The following is a 24093-nucleotide window of genomic DNA, read 5'->3' as shown; positions in this document are numbered from 1 at the left end:
GCCGACAAGCTTTAATTAAATAGACCATTCGAATAATTTCGCCTTACGCCGCGCGTTGTTGAATCTAGAGGTGCGCTTCATCATTCGCGAGTAACAATTTGCAAAGAGACGCCAGATGACTTCCAGCAAAAAAAGCAACAGCCCCGCCTGCAACCCCGACACCATCGGTCATAGGCGAGGGCCTGCGCGCGGCAACAGCAGGGCGACCTCCAACTCGCGCGTCAGCAGTCACTTGGAAGTTTCGGCGGTTGGCCTCGCCGTCGCGCTGCTCGCTGCGACGCCCCAGGTCGCACGTGCGGCGAACGAGTGCGGCGCCGAGGGTACCGGCGCCGATGCGATCACCTGCAGCGGCGCCAGCTATGCGACCGGCATTCAATACATCGGTAGCGATGGCTTGACGCTCAACCTGAACAATCCGGGCATGGTGGTTCAGTCGAACCTGGGTGCTGCAGCTGTGCATCTTCTGGGCGCGCCAGGCAACACGAACGATCTCGTCATCAACGCGGCGGGCCTGACCTCGATCACCGGCATCAGTCGCAGCGCCATCACGATCACGAATCCTGGTGCGGGAGCGGGCCGTCTCACCATAGGCGAAGGCTCGCTCAGCTCGAACTCGTCCTTTACAGCGTCCGCCATCAATTCATCCGGCAGCGGCGCGGTCGAGATCAAGATGACCGGGGGGCAGGTTGCCAATACTTCCAACATATTTGCGTCGTCGGCTCTTTTCGCAACCACCAACGGCACTGCGACAGGAAGCGCCAGTGTGACGGTGTCGGGTGGCTCCGTTCAAACCAGCAGCCTGGCTTCAATTGCTGTTCGCGCATTGACCAACAATGCCTCCTCTTCGGCGGGCGCGAGCGCCACGATGACCGGCGGATCGATCGATGCTGCCGCAAACGCGCTGCTGGCCCACAACCTTGGCCTCGGTGCGGCGACGACGACGATCACGGGCGGCACGGTCCTGGCACGCAACAGCGGCCTTGTGGGCGGCGCGGTGTCCGCATTCGTCGCCAATGCCGCTTCGACCGCCGAAGCCCGCGTCGTGATGCAGGACGGCTCGGTGACACAACAGGGGGGCAACGCCTCGGCAATCAACAGCCAGACCACCGGCAGCGGCCGGACCATCATCCAGATGAGCGGCGGCACGGTCACCGCGCTGTCGAGCACCGCGGATGGCCTCATCACGAGGAACGCGGGCGGCACCTACGCCATCGACGTCACCGGCGGCACGGTGACGGGCGGTGGGGGCTTCGGCGCCGGCATCCACACCGTTGCGCCCGGAGGCGGCACCTTGAACATCGGTGCCGGCGCCGTGATCAACGCCGGCGGATCCGGCGTCGCGATCCGCGACGGCGACGGCGACCGCAATGGCACCGACGAGACCGGCGGCAATGCCAACATCACCACCGCCGGCACCCTCAACGGCGCCGTCGTGCTCGGCGGCGGCACCGACACGCTGACCGTCACCGGCGGCGCGATCAACGGCAACATCACCGGCGACGGCCCCGACACGCTCGCCTTCGACCTCGGCGCGGGCAGCTTCACCTACGGCGCAGCCTATGCGCTCAGCGGTCTCGAGAGCGTCACGATGCGCTCGGGCACCGCGCAGATCGACAGCGCCATCGGCGGCCCGACCGCAGTCCACGTCAACGGCGGCAAGCTGGTGCTCACCGCCGCCAACACCTACACCGGCGCCACTACCGTCGCCGGCGGCATCCTGCAACTGGGCACCAGCGGCGCACCGGCGTCCATCGCCGGCAATGTCGACGTGCTCGCGGCCGGGCGCCTGCAGGGCACCGGCTCGGTGGGCAACCTGTCGGTCGCCGGCACGATCGCACCGGGCCATTCGATCGGCACCCTCAACGTCAACGGCAACTACACGCAGGCCGCGGGTTCGACCTACCAGGTCGAAGTGGATCCGGCCTCCAACGCCTCCGACCTCATCCACGCGAGCGGCACGGCCAGCATCGCCAACGGTGCGAACCTGCAGGTGCTGCGCACCGCCAACAGCGGCTACGTGATCGGCAACCGCTACAAGGTGCTCACCGCCGATGGCGGCATCACCGGCAGCTACAGGCTCACGGGCGACACGCGCACCGCGTTCGCCCAGCTGGTCGCGCGCTACGACGCCAACAACGTCTACCTCGATGCCGAGCAGGTGCGCAGCTTCACCAGCGTGGTGGCCTCGCCCAACCAGGCGGCCGTCGCTGCATCGCTGGAGAGCCTTCCCGAGGACAACAGCCTGCGCAACGCCGTGGCCTGGCTGCCCAGCGACTTCGCCGCACGGGACGCCTTCAACCAGCTCTCGGTGGACATCCACGCCTCCAACAAGACTGCGCTGCTGGAAGACAGCCGCTTCGTGCAGGACGCGGCGATCGGTCGGCTGCGCACCGCTGCCTGCGCGCCCGGCAGTGCACCGCAGGCACAGCTGCAGACCGGCATCAGCAGCACCACCCTCACCACCTGCACCCCCGAAGGCCAGCAACGCAGCGCCTGGAGTCAGGTCTTCGGCGCCTGGGGCAGCATCGACGGCAATGGCAATGCCGCCAAGCTCAAGCGCGACATCGGCGGCTTCGTCGTCGGTGCCGACACCGGCGTGGGCGGCGGTTGGCGCGTGGGGGCGCTCGGCGGCTACAGCCGCGCCAGCGCCGACACCGAGGCGCGCAACAGCAGCGCCAAGACCGACAGCTACCACCTGGGCGCTTACGGCGGCACCCAGTGGGGCGCCACCGCGCTGCGCCTGGGCGCCAACCACAGCTGGAACAAGACCGAGACCAGCCGCTCGGTGGCCTTCGCGGGCTTTGCCGACACCCTCGCGGCCGACTACGACAGCACCACCACGCAGCTCTTCGGCGAAGCGGGGCACCGCATCGACGCCGGCCGCGTGGCGCTGGAGCCCTTCGCTCGCCTGGCCTACGTGCGCGTGAAGAGCGACGCCTTCCTCGAGCAGGGCGGGCTGGCCGCGCTCTACGGCGAAGGCGGCAGTGTCGATGCCACCTTCACCACGCTGGGCCTGCGCGCGAGCACCCAGATCGGCACTGCCACGCGGCTTCGCGGCATGCTCGGCTGGCGCCATGCCTTCGGCGACACCACGCCCACCAGCACGCATGCGTTCGCGGGCAGCATCCCGTTCACGCTCGAAGGCGTGCCGCTGGCAAAAAACGTGGCAGTGGTCGAAGCGGGCGTGGACATGCAGCTGCGGCCGAACCTGACGCTGGGCGCCTCCTACTCGGGGCAGTTCGGCAATGGGCTCGAGGACCATGGCTTCAAGGCCAGCCTGAACTGGACGTTCTGAGCCGGGCGCGGCGCCCCGGTTCGGAGGCCGGGGCCGATCCGGTGGCTTTCTGAGTCGTCGACCGTTAGAGGAAAGGCGCTGCGTTAGAAATCGCCCTTAGAAGGCAAAATGCCCGCAAAGACCTAAGTCCCTGCGGGCATTCACTTTTTGTGGTCGGGGCGAAAGGATTCGAACCTTCGACCCTCTGGTCCCAAACCAGATGCGCTACCAGGCTGCGCTACACCCCGACGAAGCCTGCGATTCTAGCCTGCGCGAAGCAGGCCTTTCTCAGCGCTTGGCGTATTGCGTCTTGCCGAACAGGATTTCGCGCTCCTTGTCGCCGGTGATCGGCTGGCGCAGATCGGCCAGCACCTTGACGCCGCGCTGCACCGCGGGCCGGGCGGCGATGCCCTCGAACCACTTCTTCAGGTGCGGGAACTCGGTGAGCACGATGCCCTGGTTCTCCCAGCTGCGCAGCCAGGGGAAGATGGCGATGTCGGCGATCGAATAGCTCTCGCCGGCGATGAACCGGTGGCTGGCCAGCTGCTTGTCGATCACGCCGTAGAGACGCCGCGCCTCGTTGCTGTAGCGGTCGATGGCGTAGCCGATCTTCTCGGGCGCGTACATGCGGAAGTGATGCGCCTGCCCCAGCATCGGGCCGACGCCGCCCATCTGGAACATGAGCCATTGCAGCACCTCGTAGCGCGCGCGGTCGCCAGCGGGAAGAAACTGCCCGGTCTTGCCGGCCAGGTAGACCAGGATCGCGCCGGATTCGAACAGCGAGATCGGCTTGCCGTCCGGGCCCTCCGGATCGGTGATGGCGGGAATCTTGTTGTTGGGGCTGATCTTGAGGAAGCCGGCTTCGAACTGGTCGCCCTTGCCGATGTTCACCGGGTGCGCATGGTAGGGGAGGCCGCACTCCTCCAGCATGATGTGGATCTTGTGGCCGTTGGGCGTCGGCCAGGAATAGACGTCGATGGGTGCTTGGGGCATGGGCTGCGTTCCAGGGAAAAAGACAGGGCCGGCCAGCATAGCGGCCGGTGGCTTTTTCTGCAGGACGCGGTCCGGTCAGGCCTCAGGCGGCCACCGCGCTCGGCGCCAGGTGCTTGTGGATCAGCGCGACCACGGCGGCGCCTTCGCCGATCGCACCGCCGACGCGCTTGACGGAGCCGGAGCGCACGTCACCGACGGCGAACACGCCGGAAACGCTGGTTTCCAGCGCAGCCCCGGGCTTGGCGGGGAAGCCTCCGCGCGCCGCCTCGCCGGTCAGCACGAAGCCGTGCTTGTCGACCGAGACGCCGCAGCCCTCGAGCCAGTCGGTTTCCGGCACGGCACCGATGAAGAGGAAGATATTGCGCGTCGGGCACTGTTCTTCGTCGCCGGTGCGGCGGCAGCGCCAGGTGGCGCCGTTCAACCCCATGGCCGGGTCGCCGTGCAGGCTCACCAGCTCGGTATGCGGGTGCAGCTCGATGTTGGGCGTGGCTTCGATGCGGTCGATCAGGTAGCGCGACATGGTGGCTTCGAGCGAAGGGCCGCGCACCAGCACGTTGACCTTGGCGGCATGCTGCGACAGGAACACCGCGGCCTGGCCGGCCGAATTGCCGCCGCCGACCAGCGCGACCTCCTGCCGCGCGCACAGCTTGGCCTCCAGCGCCGAGGCCCAGAACCAGATGCCGCGGCCTTCGAATTCGGCCAGGCGCGGCACCTCGGGCCGGCGGTAGCGCGCGCCGCTGGCGATCACGACGGTGCGGGAGCGCAGGCGCCGGCCGTCGGTGAGCTGGACGGTGAGCTCTCCCTGGGTTTCGGCCTCGGTGCAGTCCATGGAGGCGACCTCGGCCGGGATCAGCATCTCGACGCCGAACTTCTGGGCCTGGACGAAAGCGCGGCCGGCGAGCGCGCCGCCGGAGATGCCGGTCGGAAACCCCAGGTAGTTCTCGATGCGCGCGCTCGCGCCCGCTTGGCCGCCGAAGGAGCGGCAGTCGACCACGATCACGCGCAGGCCCTCGGACGCGGCATACACGGCGGTGGCGAGGCCTGCGGGGCCGGCACCGACCACCACCACGTCGAACAGCTCGTCGTGATCGATGGTGTCGACCATGCCGAGGCAGCGCGCGAGCGCGTTGTCGGTCGGGTTGACCACGACGGCGCCATCCGGACAGACCACCAGCAGTTCCGCCTCGCCGTACTGCTCGAGCAGCGCCGCCGCTTCCGCGTCCTGCGTCGCGTCGACCACGTTGTAGGGATGGCCGTTGCGGGTCAGGAAGTTCTGCAGCCGCATCAGCGCGGCCGATTGCGGCGGCCCGATCAGCACCGGCCCGCTGCTGCCCGATTCGATCAGCGCCACCCGGCGCAGGATCATCGCGCGCACCAGCCGCTCCCCGAGATCGGCCTCGGCGATGATCAGCGCGCGCAGCTGGTCGGGCGGCACCAGCAGGGTCTCGACGTCGTCCTCGGCGTGGCCGTCGACCAGGGCAGGGCGGCCGGAGAGTTGCGCAATCTCGGCCAAAAACTGCCCTGGACCCTGGCGTTCGATCGGCACCACGCGCCCGAGGCCGTCGCGCTGGGTGATCGCCACGATGCCGCGCAGCACGACGAACATCCCCGGCCCGGGCTCGCCGGCCCGGAACAGGCAGTCCCCGCGCGCATAGTGCCGCACGCTGCCGAAGCGCCTGATGCGCTCGATGCAGGCTGCGCCCAGCACGGGAAACATCTGGTGGCGACGGGTCTCGACCTCGACCCTGACTTCGACTTCGGCGGCCATGAAAAAACTCCGGTTGGCGAAACGTCGGGATTAGACGCCGAAAGCCGGCACCAATGGTTGCAAGTCACGCAACTGCCATCGGATTGACACGCGTGTTTCACCGCTGTCTCACAGACTCCGTTCGCAGAAAGGGTCTCGCATGAAAGAACTGCCCACGCCGACGTTTCCGTTCTCGCAACTGGGACTGCGCGCCGCCCTCTGGCCGGCGCCGAACCCGGTCCGCGCGCCGGCTGCCATCCCTGTCGTACCCGCCACCACGCTGCCGGCAGCCACCGAAGCCGGCGGCATCAGCGTGACCTGGGCGCGCCACCAGGACGATGTGCGCGCAGCCCAGCGCCTGCGCTACGAGGTGTTCGCCGGCGAGATGGGCGCTCGCCTCACGACCCCGCTGGAGGGCCACGACATCGACCTGTTCGATGACTTCTGCGAGCACCTGCTGGTGCGCGAGCTGGCGACGAACCAGGTGATCGGCACCTACCGCGTGCTGACGCCGGCCCAGGCCCGGCGCATCGGCAGCACCTACAGCGACACTGAATTCGACCTGACGCGGCTGCGCGACCTGCGCGAACGCATGGTCGAGCTGGGCCGCAGCTGCGTCCACGCGCAGCACCGCCAGGGCGGCGTGATCCTGGCGCTCTGGGGGGCGCTGGCCGGCTTCATGAACCGCAACAAGCTCGACACCATGATCGGCTGCGCCAGCATCCCGATGTGGCACAACGGCGTGACCAGCGGCGATGCGGCGGCCAGCATCTGGCGCCAGCTCTCGGCCACCCACATGGCGCCGATCCAGTACCACGTGCAGCCGCGGCTGCCGCTTCCGGTGCATCGGCTCGACGGCGAACTCCAGATTGAGCCGCCCGCGCTGATCAAGGGCTATTTGCGGCTCGGCGCCAAGGTCCTGGGCCCGCCGGCCTGGGACCCGGACTTCAATACCGCCGACCTGCCGATGCTGATGCGCATCGACGATCTGCCGGCACGTTACCGAAAACACTTTCTGGGCAATTAAGACAGCGCGGGAATGTCGTCATACAGTTGTCATGCAACTGTCACAACGGCGGTTGACACTGTCATGATTCCGTTTGCCTACAGTCCCGTGCCGGTTGTTCCTGATTCGTTTTCCTCGTTGCCAGCCCTTTCCGACAGCGCGCCTGTCGCGGCCGAGCCGTCGCTGACGCTGCTCGACCGCGACCACAGCATCCTGGCCTTCAACGAGCGGGTGCTCGACTGGGCCTACCGCCCTGAAGTGCCGCTGATCGAGCGCCTGCGCTACCTGTGCATCGTTTCGTCCAACCTCGACGAATTCTTCGAGGTCCGGACGGCGCCGCACCTGATCGCCAATGCCGCAGGCGACCACAAGGGCAACTACACCGTGGAGTCCTTCGAGCGCTTGGCCGAGGTGGCGCATGCGCTGGTAGGGCGGCAGTACGCGCTCTACAACGACGAGCTGATGCCGACCTTCGCGAGCCAGGGCATCCACATCATTTCGCACGGCGAGCGCAACCCGGCACAGCGCAAATGGGTGCACGACTACTATGAGCGCGAGGTCCAGCCGCTCCTGATTCCGGTAGGGCTGGATCCGGCTCATCCCTTTCCCCAGGTCGCGAACAAGTCGCTCAACTTCATCGTTCGCCTCTCCGGCAAGGACGCTTTCGGCCGCGAAAACCCGATCGCCATCGTCAAGGTGCCGCGGGTGCTGCCGCGCCTGATCCGCATGCCGGCCAAGGTGTCGGGCGGCAAGACGCTGTTTGTCGCGCTGTCGAGCATCGTGCGGGCCCACCTGTCCAGCATGTTTCCGGGGCGCGAGGTGGGCGAGTTCTCCCAGTTCCGCGTGACGCGCCACTCCGACCTCGCGGTGGACGAGGAAGACGTCAAGAACCTGCGCACGGCGCTGCGGCAGGGCCTGCAGCATCGCCACTACGGGCAGGCCGTCCGGCTCGAGGTCTCGGCCAGCTGCGCCGAGTCGCTGGCGAGTTTTCTTCTGGCGCAATTCAACCTGCCGCCGCAGGCGCTGTACCGTGTGCACGGCCCGGTCAACCTGGCCCGGCTGACGCAGCTGATCGACCTGCTGGAAGAGCCGCAGCTGCGCTTTCCGCCCTATCAGCCGTCTTACCCGGTCATGCTGACGCCGGGCCAATCCTTCTTCGAACGGCTGCAGCAGGGCGACGCCCTGATCCACCAGCCTTTCGAGAGCTTCGACGGCGTGCTGGCCTTCCTGCGCGAGTCGGTGCAGGACCCGCAGGTGCTCGCCATCAAGCAGACCATCTACCGCACCGGCACCGACTCCGAGCTCATGGACCTGCTGCGCGAAGCGGTTCGGCGCGGCAAGGAAGTTACGGTGGTGGTGGAGCTCAAGGCGCGCTTCGACGAGGAGGCCAACATCAACTGGGCCGAGATGCTCGAGTCGATCGGCGCCCAGGTGGTCTACGGCGTGGTCGGCCTGAAGACGCATGCCAAGATGCTGCTGGTGACGCGCCGCGAGGGCAAGCAGCTGCGGCGCTACGGCCATCTGTCGACCGGCAACTACAACCCCCGCACGGCCAAGCTCTACACCGACATCAGCCACCTGACCGCCGACCCCTTGCTGACCGCCGACATGGAGGCGGTGTTCGTGCACATGGCCAGCCAGAGCCGGCTGCCCAAGCTCCATCGCATGTGGATGGCGCCCTTCGACCTGCACCGCAACGTGATCGCCCGGGTCGACGCGCTCGCTGCCGCGGCAGCCGCCGGGCAATCCGCCCGCATCGTTGCCAAGATGAACGCGCTGACCGACGAGGCCCTGATCGCCGCGCTGGTGAGCGCCGGCCAGAAGGGCGTGCAGATCGACCTGATCGTGCGCGGCGCCTGCACCTTGCCGGCGCGCGTATCGGGGCTGACCGACAACATCCGCGTGCGCTCGGTGATCGGCCGCTTCCTCGAGCATTCGCGCGTCTTCTATTTCCGCCAGGGCGAAGACGAATCCCTGTACCTGTCGAGCGCCGACTGGATGAACCGAAACATGCTGCGCCGCATCGAGCTGGCCTGGCCGGTGACCGATCCGGCGCTGCGCCAGCGGCTCATCGACGAATGCCTGGTGGCCTACCTGCACGACGGCCGCGATGCGTGGGACCTCGGCGCCGACGGCATCTATCGCCGCGTCGATCTGCAGCCGGGCGATGGAGTTGCCGCTCGCACCATCGACCCCCCTGGCGCGCAGACCGCGCTGATGGTCCGCTACGCATCACGAGGTCGCAGCCGCGCTGCCTCACGGGAATGAGCCACGCCATGGATCTGATTTTCTGGCGCCACGCCGAGGCCGAAGACTGGACCGAGGGCTGCGACGACCTGCAGCGCTCGCTGACCCAGCGCGGCGAGAAACAGGCCAAGCGCATGGCGGCCTGGCTCGACCGCCAGCTGCCCGAGGGCACGCGCATCGTCTGCAGCCCGGCACGCCGCTGCGAGCAGACCGCCCTGGCCCTGGGCCGCAAGTACAAGCTGCGCAGCGAACTCGCACCCGACACCACGTCGGACGCGCTGCTGGCCGCGGCCGGATGGCCCAACGGCAAGTCCGTCGTGCTGCTGATCGGGCACCAGCCCTCGCTCGGCGAGGCCATTTCGCTGCTGCTCGGGCTCAAGCAGGACAGTTGCCCGGTGCGCAAGGGTGCCGTCTGGTGGATCCGCACCCGCGAGCGCGACGGCGACGTCCAGACCGTGGTGGTCACGGTGCAGTCGCCCGAACTGCTCTAGGCGTCAGCAGCCCTTCAGCTCGAGCCGCCAGGCGGTCTTCTGCCAGGCCAGCACTTCCTCGCGCAGCAGGTGCGCGGATTGGGGGTAGGTCTCGGACCAGCCCGCACGGCATGCGATGGTGAAAAGCCGGCTGTCCGTTCGCGCCAGGCGCAGGCCCTCGAGGTCAGGATCGCGTCGCGCATGGCACAGGATCACGGCCAGGCGCAGCGCCAGCAGCTGCGAGACGAAGGTTTCGTCGTTCAGAGCGGCTTCGATCTTGCGCAGCTTGCCGCGGTGACCGAGCACCAGCTGGCTCAGCCAGTGCATCTCGTTCACTGCGAAGCCGGGCGCGTCGGCATTGTCGAGGATGTAGGCGCCGTGCTTGTGGTACTCGCTGTGCGAAATCTGGGCCCCGATCTCGTGCAGCTGGGCGGCCCAGCCGATCTTGCGCAATGCCCGTCCTGCGCGGCTCGTGGTGCTGCCGCCGCGCGCGGCCGGCTCGAGCTGCAGGAACAGCGCAGCAGCTGTCTCGCCGACGCGCCGGACCTGCGCGGCGTCGATCGCGAACCGGCTGGCCAGGCGCGCCACCGTGCTGGTGCGCAAGTCGGCGACGCTGTCGTCGCGCTCCAGTAGCTCGTACAGCACGCCGTGGCGCAGGGCGCCCTGCGCCACCTTCATTTCGTCGATCTCGAGCAGGTCGAACACTGCGCGCAGCACGCTGACGCCGCCGCCGATCACCGCCTTGCGGTCCTCCCGCATGCCTTCGATGCGCAGGCGATCGGCGCTGCCGGCCTTCAGCAGCCGGTCGACCAGCCAATCGAGCCCTTCGCGCGTGATCAGCCCCGGTTCGTCGCCCGCGGCCGCGAGCACATCGCCCACCGCGCCGATGGTGCCGGAGGCGCCGTAGGCCACGTCCCAGCGGTCCGGGACGTAGGTGCCGAGCGCGTCGTCCAGCACCGCCTTGGCGGCGATCTCGGCCGCCTTGAAGGCCGCGGTGGTGAACTGGCCTTCGGGAAAATGCTTCATCGACCAGGCGACGCTGCCGACCCGGTACGACTCCATCACCTCGGCTTCCAGCCCATGGCCGATGATCATCTCGGTCGAGCGGCCGCCGATGTCCACCACCAGCCGGCGCTCCCGGTTCGAGGCGTCGGTGTGGGGCAGCAGGTGCGCCACGCCCTGATAGATCAGGCGAGCTTCCTCGCGGCCCGTGATGACATCGATGCCGAAGCCCAGAATGGTGCGCGCGCGCAGCAGGAATTCGTCGCGGTTGCGGGCTTCGCGCAGGGTCTGGGTGGCCACCGCGCGCACTTGCGAGCGCTTGAAGCCCGCCAGCCGCTCGCCGAAGCGGGCCAGCGCGTCCCAGCCGCGCTGCATCGCCTCCGGCGTGAGGTTGCGGGCGCTGTCGAGGCCGTTGCCTTGGCGAACGGTTTCCTTCAGGTACTCGGCGCGGTGGATCTGGCCATGGTCGACCTGGCCGATCTCGAGCCTGAAGCTGTTCGACCCGAGATCGACCGCAGCGAGGCGGGTTCCGTTTTGCATTTTGAGGAGAAGAGGGCGGGCCCCGATCGTAGCGTTTCGGCCGGGCGCTGCCGTGCCAAGAAGGATGCCGCAAGGAGCGCTCAAGGCTAGGGGGCGTGCATGACGTTTGTGTGACAGCGTCACAGAGCGCAAGCCCCTGCGATGGTCGATTTCCCTCTGGAAAAGGGTGTCACACCGGTGTCACACAAGCTTCCTAGAGTCCCTGCCAAGCCCCTGGAAGGGGGTCCTTCTGCACATCCAAAGGAAGCTTCATGAAGATGACGTTCAAGTTTGCTGCCGCCGGCCTCGTTGCCGCGGCACTGGCCCATGTTCCCGCTTTTGCTCAAGAAGCCACCGGCGCCGGCGCAAGCTTCCCGGCCCCGCTGTATTCGAAGTGGGCCTCGGATTTCAACAAGGCCACCGGCGCCAAGATCAACTACCAGTCGGTCGGTTCGGGCGCCGGCATCAAGCAGATCGATGCCAAGACGGTCGATTTCGGCGCTTCCGACATGCCGCTGACCGACGACGACCTGAAGGCCAAGGGCCTGGTCCAGTTCCCCACCGTGATCGGTGGCGTGATCCCGGTGATCAATATCCAGGGCATCAAGCCCGGCGAACTCAAGCTCAACGGCCAGGTCCTCGGCGACATCTACCTCGGCAAGATCACCAAGTGGAACGACCCCGCCATCAAGGCACTGAACGGCTCGCTCGCGCTGCCTGATGCGGCGATCGCACCGGTTCGCCGCGCCGACGGCTCGGGCACCACCTTCCTGTTCACCAACTATCTGAGCAAGGCCAATCCCGACTGGAAGGCCAAGGTCGGCGACGGCACGGCGGTCAATTGGCCCGTCGGCGCGGGCGGCAAGGGCAACGAGGGCGTTGCGCAATTCGTGGGCAAGCTGCCCAACTCGATCGGTTACGTCGAGTACGCCTATGTCAAGCAGAACAAGATGACGTACGCCCAGATGCAAAATGCCTCCGGCAGCTTCGTATCGCCGGACGATGACGCCTTCAAGGCAGCCGCTGCCGGCGCCGACTGGTCCAAGACCTTCTACCAGGTGTTGACCAATCAGCCCGGCAAGGACGCCTGGCCGATCACCGGCGCGACCTTCATCCTGATGCATAAGACGCAGGACAAGCCGACCCAGGCCACGACCACGCTCAAGTTCTTCGACTGGGCCTACAAGAACGGCGACAAGACCGCCGGCGACCTCGACTACGTGCCGATGCCTGACAAGGTGAAGGGCGCCATCGCCACAGCCTGGGGCGAGATCAAGGACGCGTCGGGCAAGCCCGTCGCCTTCAAGTAAAGCGGACCGGCGCGTATGAGCACTCCGCTCGACCACGCGCCGCTTTCGGAGCGACCTGTGTCATCCACTTTCCCCGCTGCTTCCACCCCGCTTCCGGCTGAGCGTGACCGGGCTGCCTCGAGCCCGCCGCCGGCCAAGAGGCCGCGCACCGGTGCCGCCACCGACCGCCTGTTCGGCTGGGCCGCCAAGGGTGCAGCGCTGCTGACCCTGGCGATGCTGATCGGCATCCTGCTGTCACTCCTGGCCGGCGCTTGGCCCGCCATCTCGAAGTTCGGCCTCGGCTTCCTTACCAGCAGCGTCTGGGATCCGGTGCAGAACGAGTACGGCGGGCTGGTGATGATCTACGGCACGCTGGCCACCTCGCTGATCGCACTCGTGATCGCGGTTCCGGTGAGCTTCGGCATCGCGCTTTTCCTGACCGAGATGTCGCCGGCCTGGCTGAAGCGGCCGCTCGGCACGGCCATCGAGCTGCTGGCAGCCGTGCCCTCGATCGTCTACGGCATGTGGGGCTTGCTGGTGTTCGGGCCCATCCTGTCCACCTACGTGCAGCAGCCGCTGCAGAAGCTGTTCGCCGGGGTTCCCTACCTCGGCGCGCTGGTGTCCGGCCCGCCCGTGGGCATCGGCATCCTGTCGGCCGGCATCATCCTCGCGATCATGATCATTCCGTTCATCGCCTCGGTGATGCGCGACGTGTTCGAAGTCACGCCGCCGCTCCTCAAGGAGTCGGCCTACGGCCTCGGCTCCACGACCTGGGAAGTGGTCTCCAAGGTGGTGCTGCCCTACACCAAGGCCGGCGTCATCGGCGGCATCATGCTCGGCCTCGGCCGTGCGCTCGGCGAAACGATGGCCGTCACTTTCGTGATCGGCAATACGAACCAGCTCAATTCGCTCTCGGTCTTCGAGGCGGCCAACAGCATCACCTCGGTGCTGGCCAACGAGTTTGCCGAAGCGGGCGAAGGCCTGCACCAGGCCTCGCTGATGTACCTGGGCCTGGTGCTGTTCTTCATCACCTTCGTCGTGTTGTCGTTGTCCAAGGTGCTGCTCGCGCAACTCCAGAAGAGCGAAGGAACGAAGTCATGAGCACCGCGGAACGCCTCTTGAGCGCCAAGGCGCTCGACGACACCCGTGCGGCGAAGTTCGCCGGCCGCAAGCGCATGAACTTCATCGCGCTCACGCTGTCTCTCGCTGCGATGGCCTTCGGCTTGTTCTGGCTGTTCTGGATCCTTTGGGAAACCCTGCGTCTCGGCGTGGGCGGACTGGCGCTGGCCACCTTCACCGAGATGACGCCTCCGCCGAACGAACCCGGCGGCATCGCCAACGCGATCTTCGGCTCCTTCGTGATGGTGATGCTGGCCACCTTCATTGGCACGCCGATCGGCATCATGGCCGGCATCTACCTGGCCGAGTACAACCCCAAGAGCTGGCTGTCGAACGTCATCCGCTTCGTCAACGACATCCTGCTGTCGGCGCCGTCGATCGTGATCGGCCTGTTCGTCTACGCGGTGGTGGTGGCGTACTTCAAGTCTTTCTCGGGCTTGGCCGGCGCGCTGGCGCTGGCGCTGATCGTGATCCCGGTCGTGATCCGCACCACCGAGAACATGCTGCAGCTGATCCCGTCCGGCCTGCGCGAAGCGGCCTATGCGCTGGGCACGCCGAAGTGGAAGGTCATTTTGAGCATCACGCTGCGCGCGGCGCGCGCCGGGGTGGTCACGGGCGTCCTGCTGGCGGTGGCGCGCATCGCGGGCGAAACCGCGCCGCTCCTGTTCACCGCGCTCAGCAACCAGTTCTGGACCTCGAACGTGACGCAGCCGATGGCCAGCCTGCCGGTGACCATCTTCAAGTTCGCGATGAGCCCGTATGAGAACTGGCAGCAGCTGGCCTGGGCCGGCGTGTTCCTGATCACGATTGCAGTGCTCGGCCTCAATATTCTCGCGCGGATTCTGACGCGCAACAAACTCTGAACATCATGCCAACCACCATCGCTGCACAGCCATCGCGCGCCAAGATCTCGGTCAAGGACCTGAACTTCTACTACGGCAAGTTCCACGCGCTCAAGAGCATCAACCTCGAGATTCCCGAGAACAAGGTGACGGCCTTCATCGGGCCGTCGGGCTGCGGCAAGTCGACCTTGCTGCGCACCTTCAACCGCATGTTCGAGCTCTACCCGGAACAGCGCGCCGAGGGCGTCATCGCGCTGGACGGCGAGAACCTGCTCACCTCCAAGCAGGACGTGGCGCTGATCCGCGCCAAGATCGGCATGGTGTTCCAGAAGCCGACGCCGTTTCCGATGTCGATCTACGACAACATCGCCTTCGGCGTGAAGCTGTTCGAGAACCTGAGCGCCTCCGAGATGGACGACCGCGTCGAATGGGCGCTCAAGAAGGCCGCGCTCTGGACCGAGGTGCGCGACAAGCTGCAGCAAAGCGGCTCGGGTCTTTCCGGCGGCCAGCAGCAGCGCCTGTGCATTGCGCGCGGCATCGCGATCAAGCCCGAGGTGCTGCTGCTCGACGAGCCGTGTTCGGCGCTCGATCCGATCTCCACGGCGAAAATCGAGGAGTTGATCGCAGAGCTGAAAAGCGAGTACACCGTCGTCATCGTGACCCACAACATGCAGCAGGCCGCGCGCTGTAGCGACTACACCGCCTACATGTACCTCGGCGACCTGATCGAATTCGGCGCGACGGAAGAACTGTTCTTCAAGCCGAAGCGCAAAGAGACGGAAGACTACATCACCGGCCGTTTCGGTTAAAGGAAGCACCATGACGGAAAAGCATCTCTCCAGCCAGTTCGACAGCGAACTCAACGCCGTCTCGTCGCGCGTGATGGAGCTCGGCGGCATGGTCGAGGCCCAAATCAACCAGGCCGTGTATGCGCTTTCGGAGTTCGATTCCGAGGCGGCCGACCGCGTGATGGAGACCGAGAACCGCGTCAACGCGATGGAAATCGAGATCGACCGGGAGCTGTCCTCGATCATCGCGCGGCGCCAGCCGACGGCGCGCGACCTGCGCCTCTTGATCGCGATCTCGAAGACCACTGCCAACCTGGAGCGCGTGGGCGACGAGGCCAACAAGATCGCACGCATGGTCAAGAAGATCATCGAGAGCGGTTCGGCTCGCGCGCTGCCCTCCATCGAGCTGCGCGTTGCCGCCGACCTGGCCTCGGGCCTGCTGCGCAAGGCACTCGACGCCTTCGCGCGACTGGACACGGCCGCAGCGCTGTCGATCCTGAAGGACGACGACCTGATCGACCAGGAGTTCGACGGCTTCGTGCGCAAGCTGGTCACCTATATGATGGAAGACCCGCGCACCATCTCCGCCAGCCTCGACCTGCTGTTCCTGGCCAAGGCGATCGAGCGCATCGGAGATCACGCGAAGAACATCGCCGAGTTCATCATCTACATCGTCAAGGGCGCCGACGTGCGGCACACTTCGATGCAGGAAATCGAATCGGCTCTTCAATAGGCCCGCACTTCAATCAATGAAGAAACCCCGCGTCCTGATCGTCGAAGACGAGTCCTCGATCGCCGAGCTGATCGCCGTCAACCTGCGCCACAACGGCTTCGAGCCGATCTGGGCGGAGGATGGCGCGGCGGCCCAGCGCGAGCTCGATGCCTTCCTGCCCGACCTGGTGCTGCTCGACTGGATGCTGCCGGGCCAGAGCGGCCTGCAGCTGGCGCGCCAGTGGCGCAAGGACCCGCGCACCAAGTCGATGCCGATCCTCATGCTGACCGCGCGCGGCGACGAACCGGACAAGGTGGCCGGGTTGGACGCGGGCGCTGACGACTACATCACCAAGCCCTTCTCGACGCAGGAGATGCTGGCCCGTATCCGCGCCGTGCTGCGCCGCCGCGCGCCCGAGGCCGTGACCGAGCGCGTGGAGATCGGCGAACTCGTGCTCGACACCGCGACGCACCGCGTGACATGGCAGGGCTCGCTGCTGAAAGTGGGCCCGACCGAGTTCAAGCTGCTCGGCTACCTGATGCAGCATGCCGAACGCGTGCACAGCCGCGCGCAGCTGCTCGACAAGGTGTGGGGCGACCACGTCTACATCGAAGAGCGGACGGTCGACGTGCACGTGAAGCGCCTGCGCGAATCGCTCGGCCCGGCAGCGCCGATGGTCGAGACCGTGCGCGGCGCAGGCTACCGGCTCACGGCCCAGGCCACGGTCTGACCGACGTGCCGGGGCTGGGCCCGGCGGGATAATGGGCCGGAATGCCGTTTCGTATCGCAACCTTTTTGCTGGCCTCCTTGATCGGGGGCACTGCCGCCGCGGTGCCCTTCGGCTGGCGCTTCCTGTGGTTGGGCGCATGGCTCGGGGCGGTGCTGTGGCTGGTGCTCGACGCCTGGCGCGCGCAGCAGTTGTTGCACGTGCTGCGCAACGATGCGACGGGCCTGCCGTCGCGCGGCCCCGGCGTCTGGGGCGAGCTGTCCGAACGCATCCGCAAGCTGCTGCGCACGCGGGAGCAGCAGGCCCGGCAAGCCGAAGACCGTCTGCAGGAATTTCTGGCCGCGATACAGGCTTCTCCCAACGGCGTGGTGCTGCTCGACGAACAGGGGCGCATCGAATGGTGCAACCAGACGGCCGCCGGGCAGTTCGGCATCGACGCCGATCGCGACCTGCTGCAGCACCTCGCGAACCTGGTGCGCGATCCGGCGTTCGTGGCCTATCTCGCCTCGTGGAACTACAGCCGCGACGTGGTGATCGACGCGCCGTCGCAAGCGGGAATGCACCGCGGCCATCCGGTCCGGCTGTCGGTGCAGGTGCATCCCTATGCGGGCAATCGCCGCATGCTGCTCACGCGCGACATCACCTCGCTGGAGCAGGCCGAGGCCATGCGGCGTGATTTCGTCGCCAACGTCTCGCACGAGATCCGCACGCCGCTCACCGTGCTGGCCGGTTTCGTCGAGACCCTGCAGAACCTGCCGCTCGATGCCGAGGAGCGCGCCCGCTATCTGGCGTTGATGGGCCAGCAGTCGCATCGCATGGAGACGCTGGTCAACGACCTGCTGACGCTGTCGCGCCTCGAAGGCAGCGCGACGCCGCCGGCCAACCGCTGGACCCGCGTGCGGGCGCTGATGGCGCAGTGCGAGGACGAAGGCCGGGGCCTGTCGAGCCGGCTGGCGTCGCAGGGCCATCGGCTGTCCTTCTCGGTGGAGGTCGATTCCGAGATCGCCGGCGCCCCGACCGAGCTGCAGAGCGCAATGTCGAACCTGCTGAGCAACGCCATCCGCTACACGCCCGGCGGCGGCGAAGTGGCGGTGAGCTGGCGCCTCCTGCCCGACGGACGGGGCGAGTACGCGGTGCGCGACAGCGGCCCCGGCATCGCGGCCGAGCACATTCCGCGGCTGACCGAACGCTTCTATCGAATCGATCGCAGCCGTTCGCGCGAAACCGGCGGCACTGGGCTCGGCCTGGCGATCGTGAAGCACGTCGCGCAGCGCCATGGCGCCGAGCTTCGCATCGAGAGCACGGTAGGCAAGGGGTCGCGTTTCGCACTCGTGTTCCCGGTCACGCGCCTGCGGCAGGCGGCCGCGCTCAGCGCCGTCGCCTGAGCGTCGACCAGAGCAGCGCGAGAAACAGCGCCGCGGTAAGCGCCAGGGCCAGAGCGCTCATGAGCCAGAACGCGAGCGGCGACTGCATGGCCGGCCAGGGGCCGATGCCGCGGTAGGCCAGCAGGTAGCTGCCGCCGAGCCCCACGCCCCAGAGCAGCGCGCAGTAGAGGACCAGCGGCATCACCGTGACGCGGTAGCAGCGCAGCACGAATACGCACAACGTCTGCAGCGCATCCACGAAATGGTAGGCCGCCGTGGCCAGCAGCAGCGTGGCGCCGAGTGCGACCACGGCGGGATTGCCGGAATAGATCGCGGACAGCTGCCAGCGCAGGCCCGCCATGGCTGCCGCGAACAGCAGCGCACAGAGGACGGTCAGCTCGAAGCCCTTGACGCAGGCGCGCCGCGCCAGCGCGGCGTTGCCGGCGCCGAGCCAGAAGCTCACGCGTGCACTCGTGGCGATGGCGAGCGACAGCGGCATCATGTAGGCGACGGCGGTCAGGTTCGACGCGATCTGGTGGGCTGCCGAAGCGGCGATGCCCAGGCGTGCGATGAACAGCGCCATCAGCGTGAAGGAAGTCACCTCCACCAGCACAGCGAGCCCGGCCGGGACGCCGAGCCGGGCGAACTGGCCGATCTGGCGCCAGTCGGGTGCCTCGATGCGCTGCCAGAAGCTGTACTCGCCGTAGAAGGATTGGTTCCGCAGCAGCCAGATCGCGCAGGCGAGCATCGCCCAGTTCACCAGCAGCGTGGCCCAGCCGCAGCCCGCCAGGCCCATCGCAGGCAGGCCGGCGCCCCCAAAGGTGAACCAGATCGACAGCGGAAGCTTCAGGCAGAGCGAGCCCAACTGCAGCCAGGTCACGAGCTGTGGCTTGCCGAGGCTCTGGTTCAGCGTGCTGAACAGGCGAAACAGCAGCGCAGGGGGCAGGGCGAAGGCGAGCACGCGCAGGTAGGTCTCGACGTCGGCGCGCATGGCCAGCGGCACCTCGGCCCAGCGCAGCAGCGGCGTGGGATACAGCAGCACCGCCATGCCGAGCACGATCGCGAGGCCGCACAGGTAGAGCGACTGCCGCACCGAGCGGCCGACCTCCGCCGTGCGTTGCGCGCCATGCAGCTCGGCCCACACCGGAAGCAGGGCCTGCAGCATGCCGATCAGCGAGACGAAGACGCTGATGAAAATCGCCGAGCCCACCGCGAGCGCCGCGAGCGCGCCCTCGGCATAGCGGCCGGCGACGATGGTGTCGGTGACGCCGAAGGCCATCACGGCCAGCTGGCCGACCAGCACGGTTGCGGCGTGCCGCGCGATCACCCGACGTTCGCTCGTCAAGGATTGATTCTTTGGTAGAGCAACAGGTCGTCGCTCGCGCTGGTCGGGCGGCGCAGCGTGCCGATGAAGCGCCAGCCCTCGAGGTTCACGATCTTGTGCAGGCGCCCGATCGCCTCCGGGCTCGCCAGCAGCCAGGGGCAGGTCTGGGATCCGGATCCGGTCAGGGGCTGCAGGTCGAACTGGCCGTGGTGGCGCAGCGCTGCAATGTGAGGCCGGCTCAGCGCGATCTCGGAGATGCACACCGGCTGGCCGACCCGTTCCGAAATGGCGCGCACCTGGGGCACATAGCTGCGCGCGTAGTCGAGCACGGGCAGCCACAGCGTCATCAGCAGCACCCAGCACAGCGCCGCGCCGCCGCCCGGCAGCACCAGCGTCTTCCAGAGCGCTGCCCGATGCCGGCCGGTGCGCCAGCGCACGAGCCAGGCCCAGGCCAGCGTCGCGGCGAGCGCAAACACGAAGGCGGCCGCCGAGAACTGAGGCACGAAGCCGGGCGCCAGCTTTGCGACGTTGGCCGCCGTCTTCGCCGGTACGCCGGTCTGCATCGCGACCCAGATCACCCAGATGATGATCGCCGAGCCGCTGAAGAACAGCAACGTGAACCAGTCGATCAGCGCAGCGACGCTGCGTCTGAAGGTCGGCAGCGCAAAGGCCGCCAGCGTCGCGAAGGCGGGCAGGGCCAGCAGCAGCGAACGTTCGGAAAAACTGGTGGTCCAGGTCGCGGCCAGCGGCACCAGCGCAAACCACAAGGGCAGCGCGACATGGCGAGCCGTGAGTTGCCGGCGCCAGCGCCACAGCGTCCACAGCGCGAGCGGCCAGGCCGGCCAGGTGAACCACAGGAGCAGCTTGGCCTGGCTGCGCACTTCGCCGAATACGCTGGTTCCGGGCTGGCTGCCGGGCAGCTCGATCTTCCATTGCAGGAGGCCCAGCCAGGCGGCCAGCAGCCCGGCCAACACCGTCGCGCCCAGGATCGACGCGATCGCGCCGATGGAATACCTGGGCTCATCGTCCGGCGTCGCCTCCGCACCGCGCCGGCGTTCGGCGGCGAGCAAGACTACGCAGCCGATGCCCAGCGCCAACCCGACCGTCGGCCCGCCGCCCAGGGTCATGCCGACGGTCCCGACCACGAGCGCGATCAGGGGGGCGACACGACGGTAGGGCAGCGCCGCGACGCCATAAAACAGGTGCGAGGTGAAGAAAAGCTGCGCCAGCGCGGGCGTGGTTTCATGCCCCAGCTGGGCGAGCCCGAGGCAGGCGATCAGCGCCAGCAGCGCACCATCCGCGATCGCGCGCGCGTAGTCGGTGGGGCGCGCCTCGCCGCCGAAGGCAAAGGCCACCGGCTGCGCCTGTGTCGTGCGGGCGAGGTAGTACACCGCATACCAGGTCGCCGTGAAAGTGCCCCAGAGCAGGAGGGCGAAGGCGATCCGCACCGCGAGGTCGGGGTGCACCCATGCCGGCGCGATCTTGATGGCCCAGGCGCCGATCCAGTAGGGGATCAGGGCGGGCGTTTCGGGCCGCAGTCCGAGCAGCATGGGGTCGAACCAGCGCGCCAGGCCCTCGGTGCTGCGCGCCAGTTCGGCCATGTAGCCGAAGGCCGCGATGTCGGCGCTCTTCCAGGGTCCGCGACCCAGCAGGCCGGGCATCAGGTAGGCCGCGCACAGCAGCAGCAGCGCGAGGCGCGGCAGGCGGCGTACGGCGCTCTGAGCAACGATCGCTGGCGTCGGCTGGTTCAACGGAGGAAGGCGAGGTGGTTGGAAGGAAAGAAAAAGGGCAGCGCGGTAAACCGGGCTGCCCTCGACCTGGAAGTGCCTGCCTTACTTGGAGGCGGCGCCGGTGGTCTTGCCGAAGCGGTTGCGGAACTTCTCGACGCGGCCGCCCATGTTGTCGACCGACTTCTGCGTGCCGGTGTAGAAGGGGTGCGACTCGCTCGAGGTGTCGAGCTTGAAGAGAGGCAATTCGCGACCGTCCTTGGTCTTGCCCATTTCCTTGGTGTTCGCGCACGAACGGGTCACGAACTCGAAGCCGTTCGACAGGTCGACGAACAGAACTTCGCGGTAGTTCGGGTGAATGCCTTCTTTCATGATCTTTCCTTTGGTCGATGCGAGAGCCACATGGAGTCCTTGACCGACCTTGCGGTGGCGGACTCTTCCGGCACTGCGCCGGCTGCACTTTTCGCGAAGCCCGCAATTATCGCATACTGGGCGCCCATAGTGCCAGACCCTCTTTCCCATGAATTCACGCCCCTTGCGCGCCGGCCTCGTCGGCTTCGGCTTCGCCGGCCAGACCTTTCATGCACCGGTCCTTTCGGCCGTTGCGGGCCTGCAACTGGGCGCGGTGGCCAGTTCACAGCCGCACAAGGTGCATGCCGACTGGCCCGGCGTCGATGTGGTGCCCGATGTGGCGGCCTTGCTGGGCCGCGCGGACATCGACCTGGTCGTGATCGCCGCGCCCAATGCGCAGCATCACCCGCTGGCCAGGGACGCGCTCGCCGCGGGCAAGCATGTGGTGGTCGACAAGCCCTTCACGCTCGATGCGGCCCAGGCCCGCGAGCTGGCGGAATTGGCGCAGGGCAAGGGCCGCCTGCTGTCCGTCTACCAGAACCGCCGCTTCGATTCGGACTTCCTGACGCTGCAGGGGCTGCTTGCGGGCGGCGAGTTGGGCCGGCCGGTCTACTTCGAGTCGCACTTCGACCGCTTCCGGCCGCAGGTGCGCGAGCGCTGGCGCGAACAGCCGGTGCCTGGAGCGGGCCTGTGGGTGGACCTCGGCGCCCACCTGGTCGACCAGGCGGTCCAGCTCTTCGGCCGGCCCGATACGCTGCAGCTCGACACCGCGGCGCTGCGCGACCGGGCGCTGGTCGAGGACTATTTCCATGCGGTGCTGCGCTACGAGAGCGGCGCGCATGCGCCGTTGCGCGTCGTGCTGCACGCGACCACGCTGGCGGCCCATGCGGCGCCGCGCTACATCGTGCATGGCACGCGCGGAAGTTATGTCAAGCAGGGGGTGGATCCGCAGGAGGACGCTTTGCGGATCGGCGGGCGTCCGGGCGGCGAGGGGTGGGGCGCCGATGCGCTCGACGGCGAGCTCACCGTGCCGGCCGATGATGGCCGTGCCGTGACGCGCAAGGTGCCGACGCTGCCTGGAAACTATGTCGCCTACTACGCCGCGGTGCGCGACGCGATCCTGGGCCTGGGGCCGAATCCGGTGCCGCCGGAGCAGGCGGTCGAACTCATGGAACTGCTCGACCTGGGCCGCCGGAGCGCCGCCGAAGGGCGGGCCCTGGCGATGGGCTGAAGGGGATCAGCCGCCGCGACGCATCATATCGAAGAACTCGACATTCGTTTTGGTCGCCTTCATGTTCTTGAGCATGAGCTCCATCGCCTCGATCTCGTCCATGTTGTACATGAGCTGGCGCAGGATGCGGGTCTTCTGCAGGATCTCGGGCGGCAGCAGCAGTTCTTCGCGACGCGTGCCGCTGCGGTTGAGCTGGATCGAGGGGAACACGCGCTTCTCGTAGAGGCGGCGGTCCAGGTGGATTTCGGAGTTTCCGGTGCCCTTGAACTCTTCGAAGATCACTTCGTCCATGCGGCTGCCGGTGTCGATCAGCGCCGTGCCGATGATGGTCAGCGAGCCGCCTTCTTCCACGTTGCGCGCGGCGCCGAGGAAGCGCTTGGGACGCTGCAGCGCGTTGGAGTCCACGCCGCCGGTCAGCACCTTGCCCGACGAGGGCACGACGTTGTTGTAGGCGCGGGCGAGGCGGGTGATCGAGTCCAGCAGGATCACCACGTCTTTCTTGAGTTCGACCAGGCGCTTGGCGCGCTCGATCACCATCTCGGCCACGTGCACGTGGCGCGCAGCGGGCTCGTCGAAGGTCGAGGCAATGACCTCGCCCTTCACGGTGCGCTGCATCTCGGTCACTTCCTCGGGCCGCTCGTCGACGAGCAGCACCATCATGTGGACCTCGGGGTAGTTGGCGCTGATCGCATGCGCGATGTGCTGCATCATCACCGTCTTGCCGCTCTTGGGCGGCGCCACGAGCAGGGCGCGCTGGCCTTTGCCGATCGGCGCGATGATGTCGATGATGCGGCCGGTGATGTTCTCTTCGCCCTTGAAGCCGTCGCGCTCGAGCCGCATCAGTTCCTTGGGGAACAGCGGCGTGAGGTTCTCGAACATCACCTTGTGCTTGTTCTGCTCGGGCAGGCCGTCGTTGACCTTGTCGAGCTTGGTCAGCGCGAAGTAGCGCTCGCCGTCCTTGGGCGTGCGCACCTCGCCTTCGATCATGTCGCCGGTGTGCAGGTTGAAGCGGCGCACCTGGCTCGGCGAGATGTAGATGTCGTCGGTGCTGGCCGTGAAGCTGGTGTCGGGGCTGCGCAGAAAGCCGAAGCCGTCGGGCAGGATCTCGAGCACGCCGTCGGCGAAAACCTGTTCGCCGGCCTTCGCGCGCTTCTTGATGATCGCGAACATCAGCTCCTGCTTGCGCATGCGGCCGACGTTTTCGATCTCAAGCGCTTCGGCCTGCTTGAGGACTTCAGACACGTGGAGTGCCTTGAGTTCGTTTAAGTGCATGGAATGACCCCGTGCGGGGAAATCTTGTCGGAAAGAACCAGGGGGGAGGTTTGGGGAGAGGCGAGAGATGCCTCACAAACCGGGGAACT

Annotated in this window: 19 protein-coding genes and 1 tRNA gene; 12 read left to right on the top strand and 8 right to left on the bottom strand. The window is 67.2% G+C overall.

Features of this window, described 5'->3' with window-relative positions:
• The first annotated feature begins 232 nt into the window (after nucleotides 1–232).
• Entirely contained in the window at nucleotides 233–3295 is a 3063-nt protein-coding gene (locus tag AC3A6B_RS06660) for an autotransporter outer membrane beta-barrel domain-containing protein (protein WP_487835961.1), read from the top strand.
• Nucleotides 3296–3445: 150 nt separating this feature from the next.
• Here AC3A6B_RS06660 and AC3A6B_RS06655 read toward each other — a convergent pair.
• The 3 genes from AC3A6B_RS06655 to AC3A6B_RS06645 form a co-directional block, all read right to left on the bottom strand.
• Nucleotides 3446–3522 (bottom strand) — tRNA-Pro (locus AC3A6B_RS06655).
• A gap of 40 nt (nucleotides 3523–3562) precedes the next feature.
• Nucleotides 3563–4267 carry a glutathione binding-like protein gene (locus AC3A6B_RS06650; RefSeq protein ID WP_487835960.1) on the bottom strand — a complete coding sequence of 235 codons (705 nt, stop codon included), beginning with the start codon at nucleotides 4265–4267 and terminating at the stop codon, nucleotides 3563–3565.
• Between the two features lie 82 nt (nucleotides 4268–4349).
• Nucleotides 4350–6035, bottom strand: coding sequence for an FAD-dependent oxidoreductase (locus AC3A6B_RS06645; protein WP_487835959.1), 1686 nt, complete (start codon nucleotides 6033–6035; stop codon nucleotides 4350–4352).
• A 139-nt stretch (nucleotides 6036–6174) separates the two neighbouring features.
• Between AC3A6B_RS06645 and AC3A6B_RS06640 the strand changes: the two genes are divergently transcribed.
• The 3 genes from AC3A6B_RS06640 to AC3A6B_RS06630 are packed head-to-tail and all read left to right on the top strand — an operon-like array spanning nucleotide 6175 to nucleotide 9758.
• Nucleotides 6175–7041 (top strand): GNAT family N-acetyltransferase, encoded by an 867-nt coding sequence (locus AC3A6B_RS06640; RefSeq protein WP_487835958.1) that lies wholly within the window; start codon nucleotides 6175–6177, stop codon nucleotides 7039–7041.
• Between the two features lie 12 nt (nucleotides 7042–7053).
• Nucleotides 7054–9288, top strand: coding sequence for a polyphosphate kinase 1 (ppk1, locus tag AC3A6B_RS06635; protein WP_487835957.1), 2235 nt, complete (start codon nucleotides 7054–7056; stop codon nucleotides 9286–9288).
• An 8-nt stretch (nucleotides 9289–9296) separates the two neighbouring features.
• Nucleotides 9297–9758, top strand: a complete 462-nt coding sequence (locus tag AC3A6B_RS06630) for a SixA phosphatase family protein (protein WP_487835956.1) — start codon at nucleotides 9297–9299, stop codon at nucleotides 9756–9758.
• A gap of 3 nt (nucleotides 9759–9761) precedes the next feature.
• Here the strand turns inward: AC3A6B_RS06630 and AC3A6B_RS06625 are convergent, their stop codons facing one another.
• Nucleotides 9762–11279 (bottom strand): Ppx/GppA phosphatase family protein, encoded by a 1518-nt coding sequence (locus AC3A6B_RS06625; RefSeq protein WP_487835955.1) that lies wholly within the window; start codon nucleotides 11277–11279, stop codon nucleotides 9762–9764.
• 251 nt (nucleotides 11280–11530) lie between these two features.
• Between AC3A6B_RS06625 and pstS the strand changes: the two genes are divergently transcribed.
• The 7 genes from pstS to phoR are packed head-to-tail and all read left to right on the top strand — an operon-like array spanning nucleotide 11531 to nucleotide 18120.
• The gene (gene pstS / locus AC3A6B_RS06620; RefSeq protein ID WP_487835954.1) at nucleotides 11531–12568 is read left to right on the top strand and encodes a phosphate ABC transporter substrate-binding protein PstS; all 1038 of its coding nucleotides are present in this window, start codon (nucleotides 11531–11533) and stop codon (nucleotides 12566–12568) included.
• A gap of 15 nt (nucleotides 12569–12583) precedes the next feature.
• Nucleotides 12584–13648, top strand: coding sequence for a phosphate ABC transporter permease subunit PstC (pstC, locus tag AC3A6B_RS06615; RefSeq protein WP_487835953.1), 1065 nt, complete (start codon nucleotides 12584–12586; stop codon nucleotides 13646–13648).
• Nucleotides 13645–14529, top strand: a complete 885-nt coding sequence (gene pstA, locus AC3A6B_RS06610; RefSeq protein WP_487835952.1) for a phosphate ABC transporter permease PstA — start codon at nucleotides 13645–13647, stop codon at nucleotides 14527–14529. Before pstC ends, pstA begins: the two co-directional genes overlap by 4 nt.
• 5 nt (nucleotides 14530–14534) lie before the next feature.
• Nucleotides 14535–15317: a phosphate ABC transporter ATP-binding protein PstB gene (pstB, locus tag AC3A6B_RS06605; protein ID WP_487835951.1), complete on the top strand. Its 783-nt coding sequence runs from the start codon at nucleotides 14535–14537 to the stop codon at nucleotides 15315–15317.
• A 10-nt stretch (nucleotides 15318–15327) separates the two neighbouring features.
• Entirely contained in the window at nucleotides 15328–16029 is a 702-nt protein-coding gene (phoU, locus tag AC3A6B_RS06600; protein WP_487835950.1) for a phosphate signaling complex protein PhoU, read from the top strand.
• A gap of 16 nt (nucleotides 16030–16045) precedes the next feature.
• On the top strand, nucleotides 16046–16738 hold the full coding sequence (gene phoB / locus AC3A6B_RS06595; protein ID WP_487835949.1) for a phosphate regulon transcriptional regulator PhoB: 693 nt from the start codon (nucleotides 16046–16048) through the stop codon (nucleotides 16736–16738).
• Between the two features lie 41 nt (nucleotides 16739–16779).
• The gene (gene phoR, locus AC3A6B_RS06590) at nucleotides 16780–18120 is read left to right on the top strand and encodes a phosphate regulon sensor histidine kinase PhoR (RefSeq protein ID WP_487835948.1); all 1341 of its coding nucleotides are present in this window, start codon (nucleotides 16780–16782) and stop codon (nucleotides 18118–18120) included.
• Here the strand turns inward: phoR and AC3A6B_RS06585 are convergent.
• The 3 genes from AC3A6B_RS06585 to AC3A6B_RS06575 form a co-directional block, all read right to left on the bottom strand.
• On the bottom strand, nucleotides 18104–19444 hold the full coding sequence (locus AC3A6B_RS06585; RefSeq protein WP_487835947.1) for an MATE family efflux transporter: 1341 nt from the start codon (nucleotides 19442–19444) through the stop codon (nucleotides 18104–18106). The genes phoR and AC3A6B_RS06585 overlap by 17 nt on opposite strands.
• A complete protein-coding gene (locus AC3A6B_RS06580; protein ID WP_487835946.1) occupies nucleotides 19441–21174 on the bottom strand; it encodes a hypothetical protein in 1734 nt (577 codons plus the stop codon). Before AC3A6B_RS06580 ends, AC3A6B_RS06585 begins: the two co-directional genes overlap by 4 nt.
• Before the next feature lie 81 nt (nucleotides 21175–21255).
• Nucleotides 21256–21522, bottom strand: coding sequence for a type B 50S ribosomal protein L31 (locus tag AC3A6B_RS06575; protein ID WP_093108878.1), 267 nt, complete (start codon nucleotides 21520–21522; stop codon nucleotides 21256–21258).
• A 148-nt stretch (nucleotides 21523–21670) separates the two neighbouring features.
• Here AC3A6B_RS06575 and AC3A6B_RS06570 point away from each other — a divergent pair, with 148 nt between their 5' ends.
• On the top strand, nucleotides 21671–22732 hold the full coding sequence (locus AC3A6B_RS06570) for an oxidoreductase (RefSeq protein ID WP_487835945.1): 1062 nt from the start codon (nucleotides 21671–21673) through the stop codon (nucleotides 22730–22732).
• Between the two features lie 6 nt (nucleotides 22733–22738).
• Here the strand turns inward: AC3A6B_RS06570 and rho are convergent, their stop codons facing one another.
• Complete coding sequence (gene rho / locus AC3A6B_RS06565) at nucleotides 22739–24004, bottom strand: transcription termination factor Rho (RefSeq protein WP_093108876.1); 1266 nt, start codon at nucleotides 24002–24004, stop codon at nucleotides 22739–22741.
• Nucleotides 24005–24093 lie beyond the last annotated feature (89 nt).

The organism is Variovorax sp. Soil_C_33, assembly GCF_057656935.1.
The sequence above is the reverse complement of the archived record's forward strand: the minus strand, read 5'-3'. Positions and strand labels throughout refer to the sequence as shown.

What these genes read in the sequence shown, in the direction of transcription:
- AC3A6B_RS06650 (WP_487835960.1), bottom strand. Translation starts at nt 4,267, where the DNA reads ATGCCCCAAGCACCCATCGACGTCTATTCCTGGCCGACGCCCAACGGC.
- AC3A6B_RS06645 (WP_487835959.1), bottom strand. Translation starts at nt 6,035, where the DNA reads ATGGCCGCCGAAGTCGAAGTCAGGGTCGAGGTCGAGACCCGTCGCCAC.
- AC3A6B_RS06640 (WP_487835958.1), top strand. Translation starts at nt 6,175, where the DNA reads ATGAAAGAACTGCCCACGCCGACGTTTCCGTTCTCGCAACTGGGACTG.
- ppk1 (WP_487835957.1), top strand. Translation starts at nt 7,054, where the DNA reads ATGTCGTCATACAGTTGTCATGCAACTGTCACAACGGCGGTTGACACT.
- AC3A6B_RS06630 (WP_487835956.1), top strand. Translation starts at nt 9,297, where the DNA reads ATGGATCTGATTTTCTGGCGCCACGCCGAGGCCGAAGACTGGACCGAG.
- AC3A6B_RS06625 (WP_487835955.1), bottom strand. Translation starts at nt 11,279, where the DNA reads ATGCAAAACGGAACCCGCCTCGCTGCGGTCGATCTCGGGTCGAACAGC.
- pstS (WP_487835954.1), top strand. Translation starts at nt 11,531, where the DNA reads ATGAAGATGACGTTCAAGTTTGCTGCCGCCGGCCTCGTTGCCGCGGCA.
- pstC (WP_487835953.1), top strand. Translation starts at nt 12,584, where the DNA reads ATGAGCACTCCGCTCGACCACGCGCCGCTTTCGGAGCGACCTGTGTCA.
- pstA (WP_487835952.1), top strand. Translation starts at nt 13,645, where the DNA reads ATGAGCACCGCGGAACGCCTCTTGAGCGCCAAGGCGCTCGACGACACC.
- pstB (WP_487835951.1), top strand. Translation starts at nt 14,535, where the DNA reads ATGCCAACCACCATCGCTGCACAGCCATCGCGCGCCAAGATCTCGGTC.
- phoU (WP_487835950.1), top strand. Translation starts at nt 15,328, where the DNA reads ATGACGGAAAAGCATCTCTCCAGCCAGTTCGACAGCGAACTCAACGCC.
- phoB (WP_487835949.1), top strand. Translation starts at nt 16,046, where the DNA reads ATGAAGAAACCCCGCGTCCTGATCGTCGAAGACGAGTCCTCGATCGCC.
- phoR (WP_487835948.1), top strand. Translation starts at nt 16,780, where the DNA reads ATGCCGTTTCGTATCGCAACCTTTTTGCTGGCCTCCTTGATCGGGGGC.
- AC3A6B_RS06575 (WP_093108878.1), bottom strand. Translation starts at nt 21,522, where the DNA reads ATGAAAGAAGGCATTCACCCGAACTACCGCGAAGTTCTGTTCGTCGAC.
- AC3A6B_RS06570 (WP_487835945.1), top strand. Translation starts at nt 21,671, where the DNA reads ATGAATTCACGCCCCTTGCGCGCCGGCCTCGTCGGCTTCGGCTTCGCC.
- rho (WP_093108876.1), bottom strand. Translation starts at nt 24,004, where the DNA reads ATGCACTTAAACGAACTCAAGGCACTCCACGTGTCTGAAGTCCTCAAG.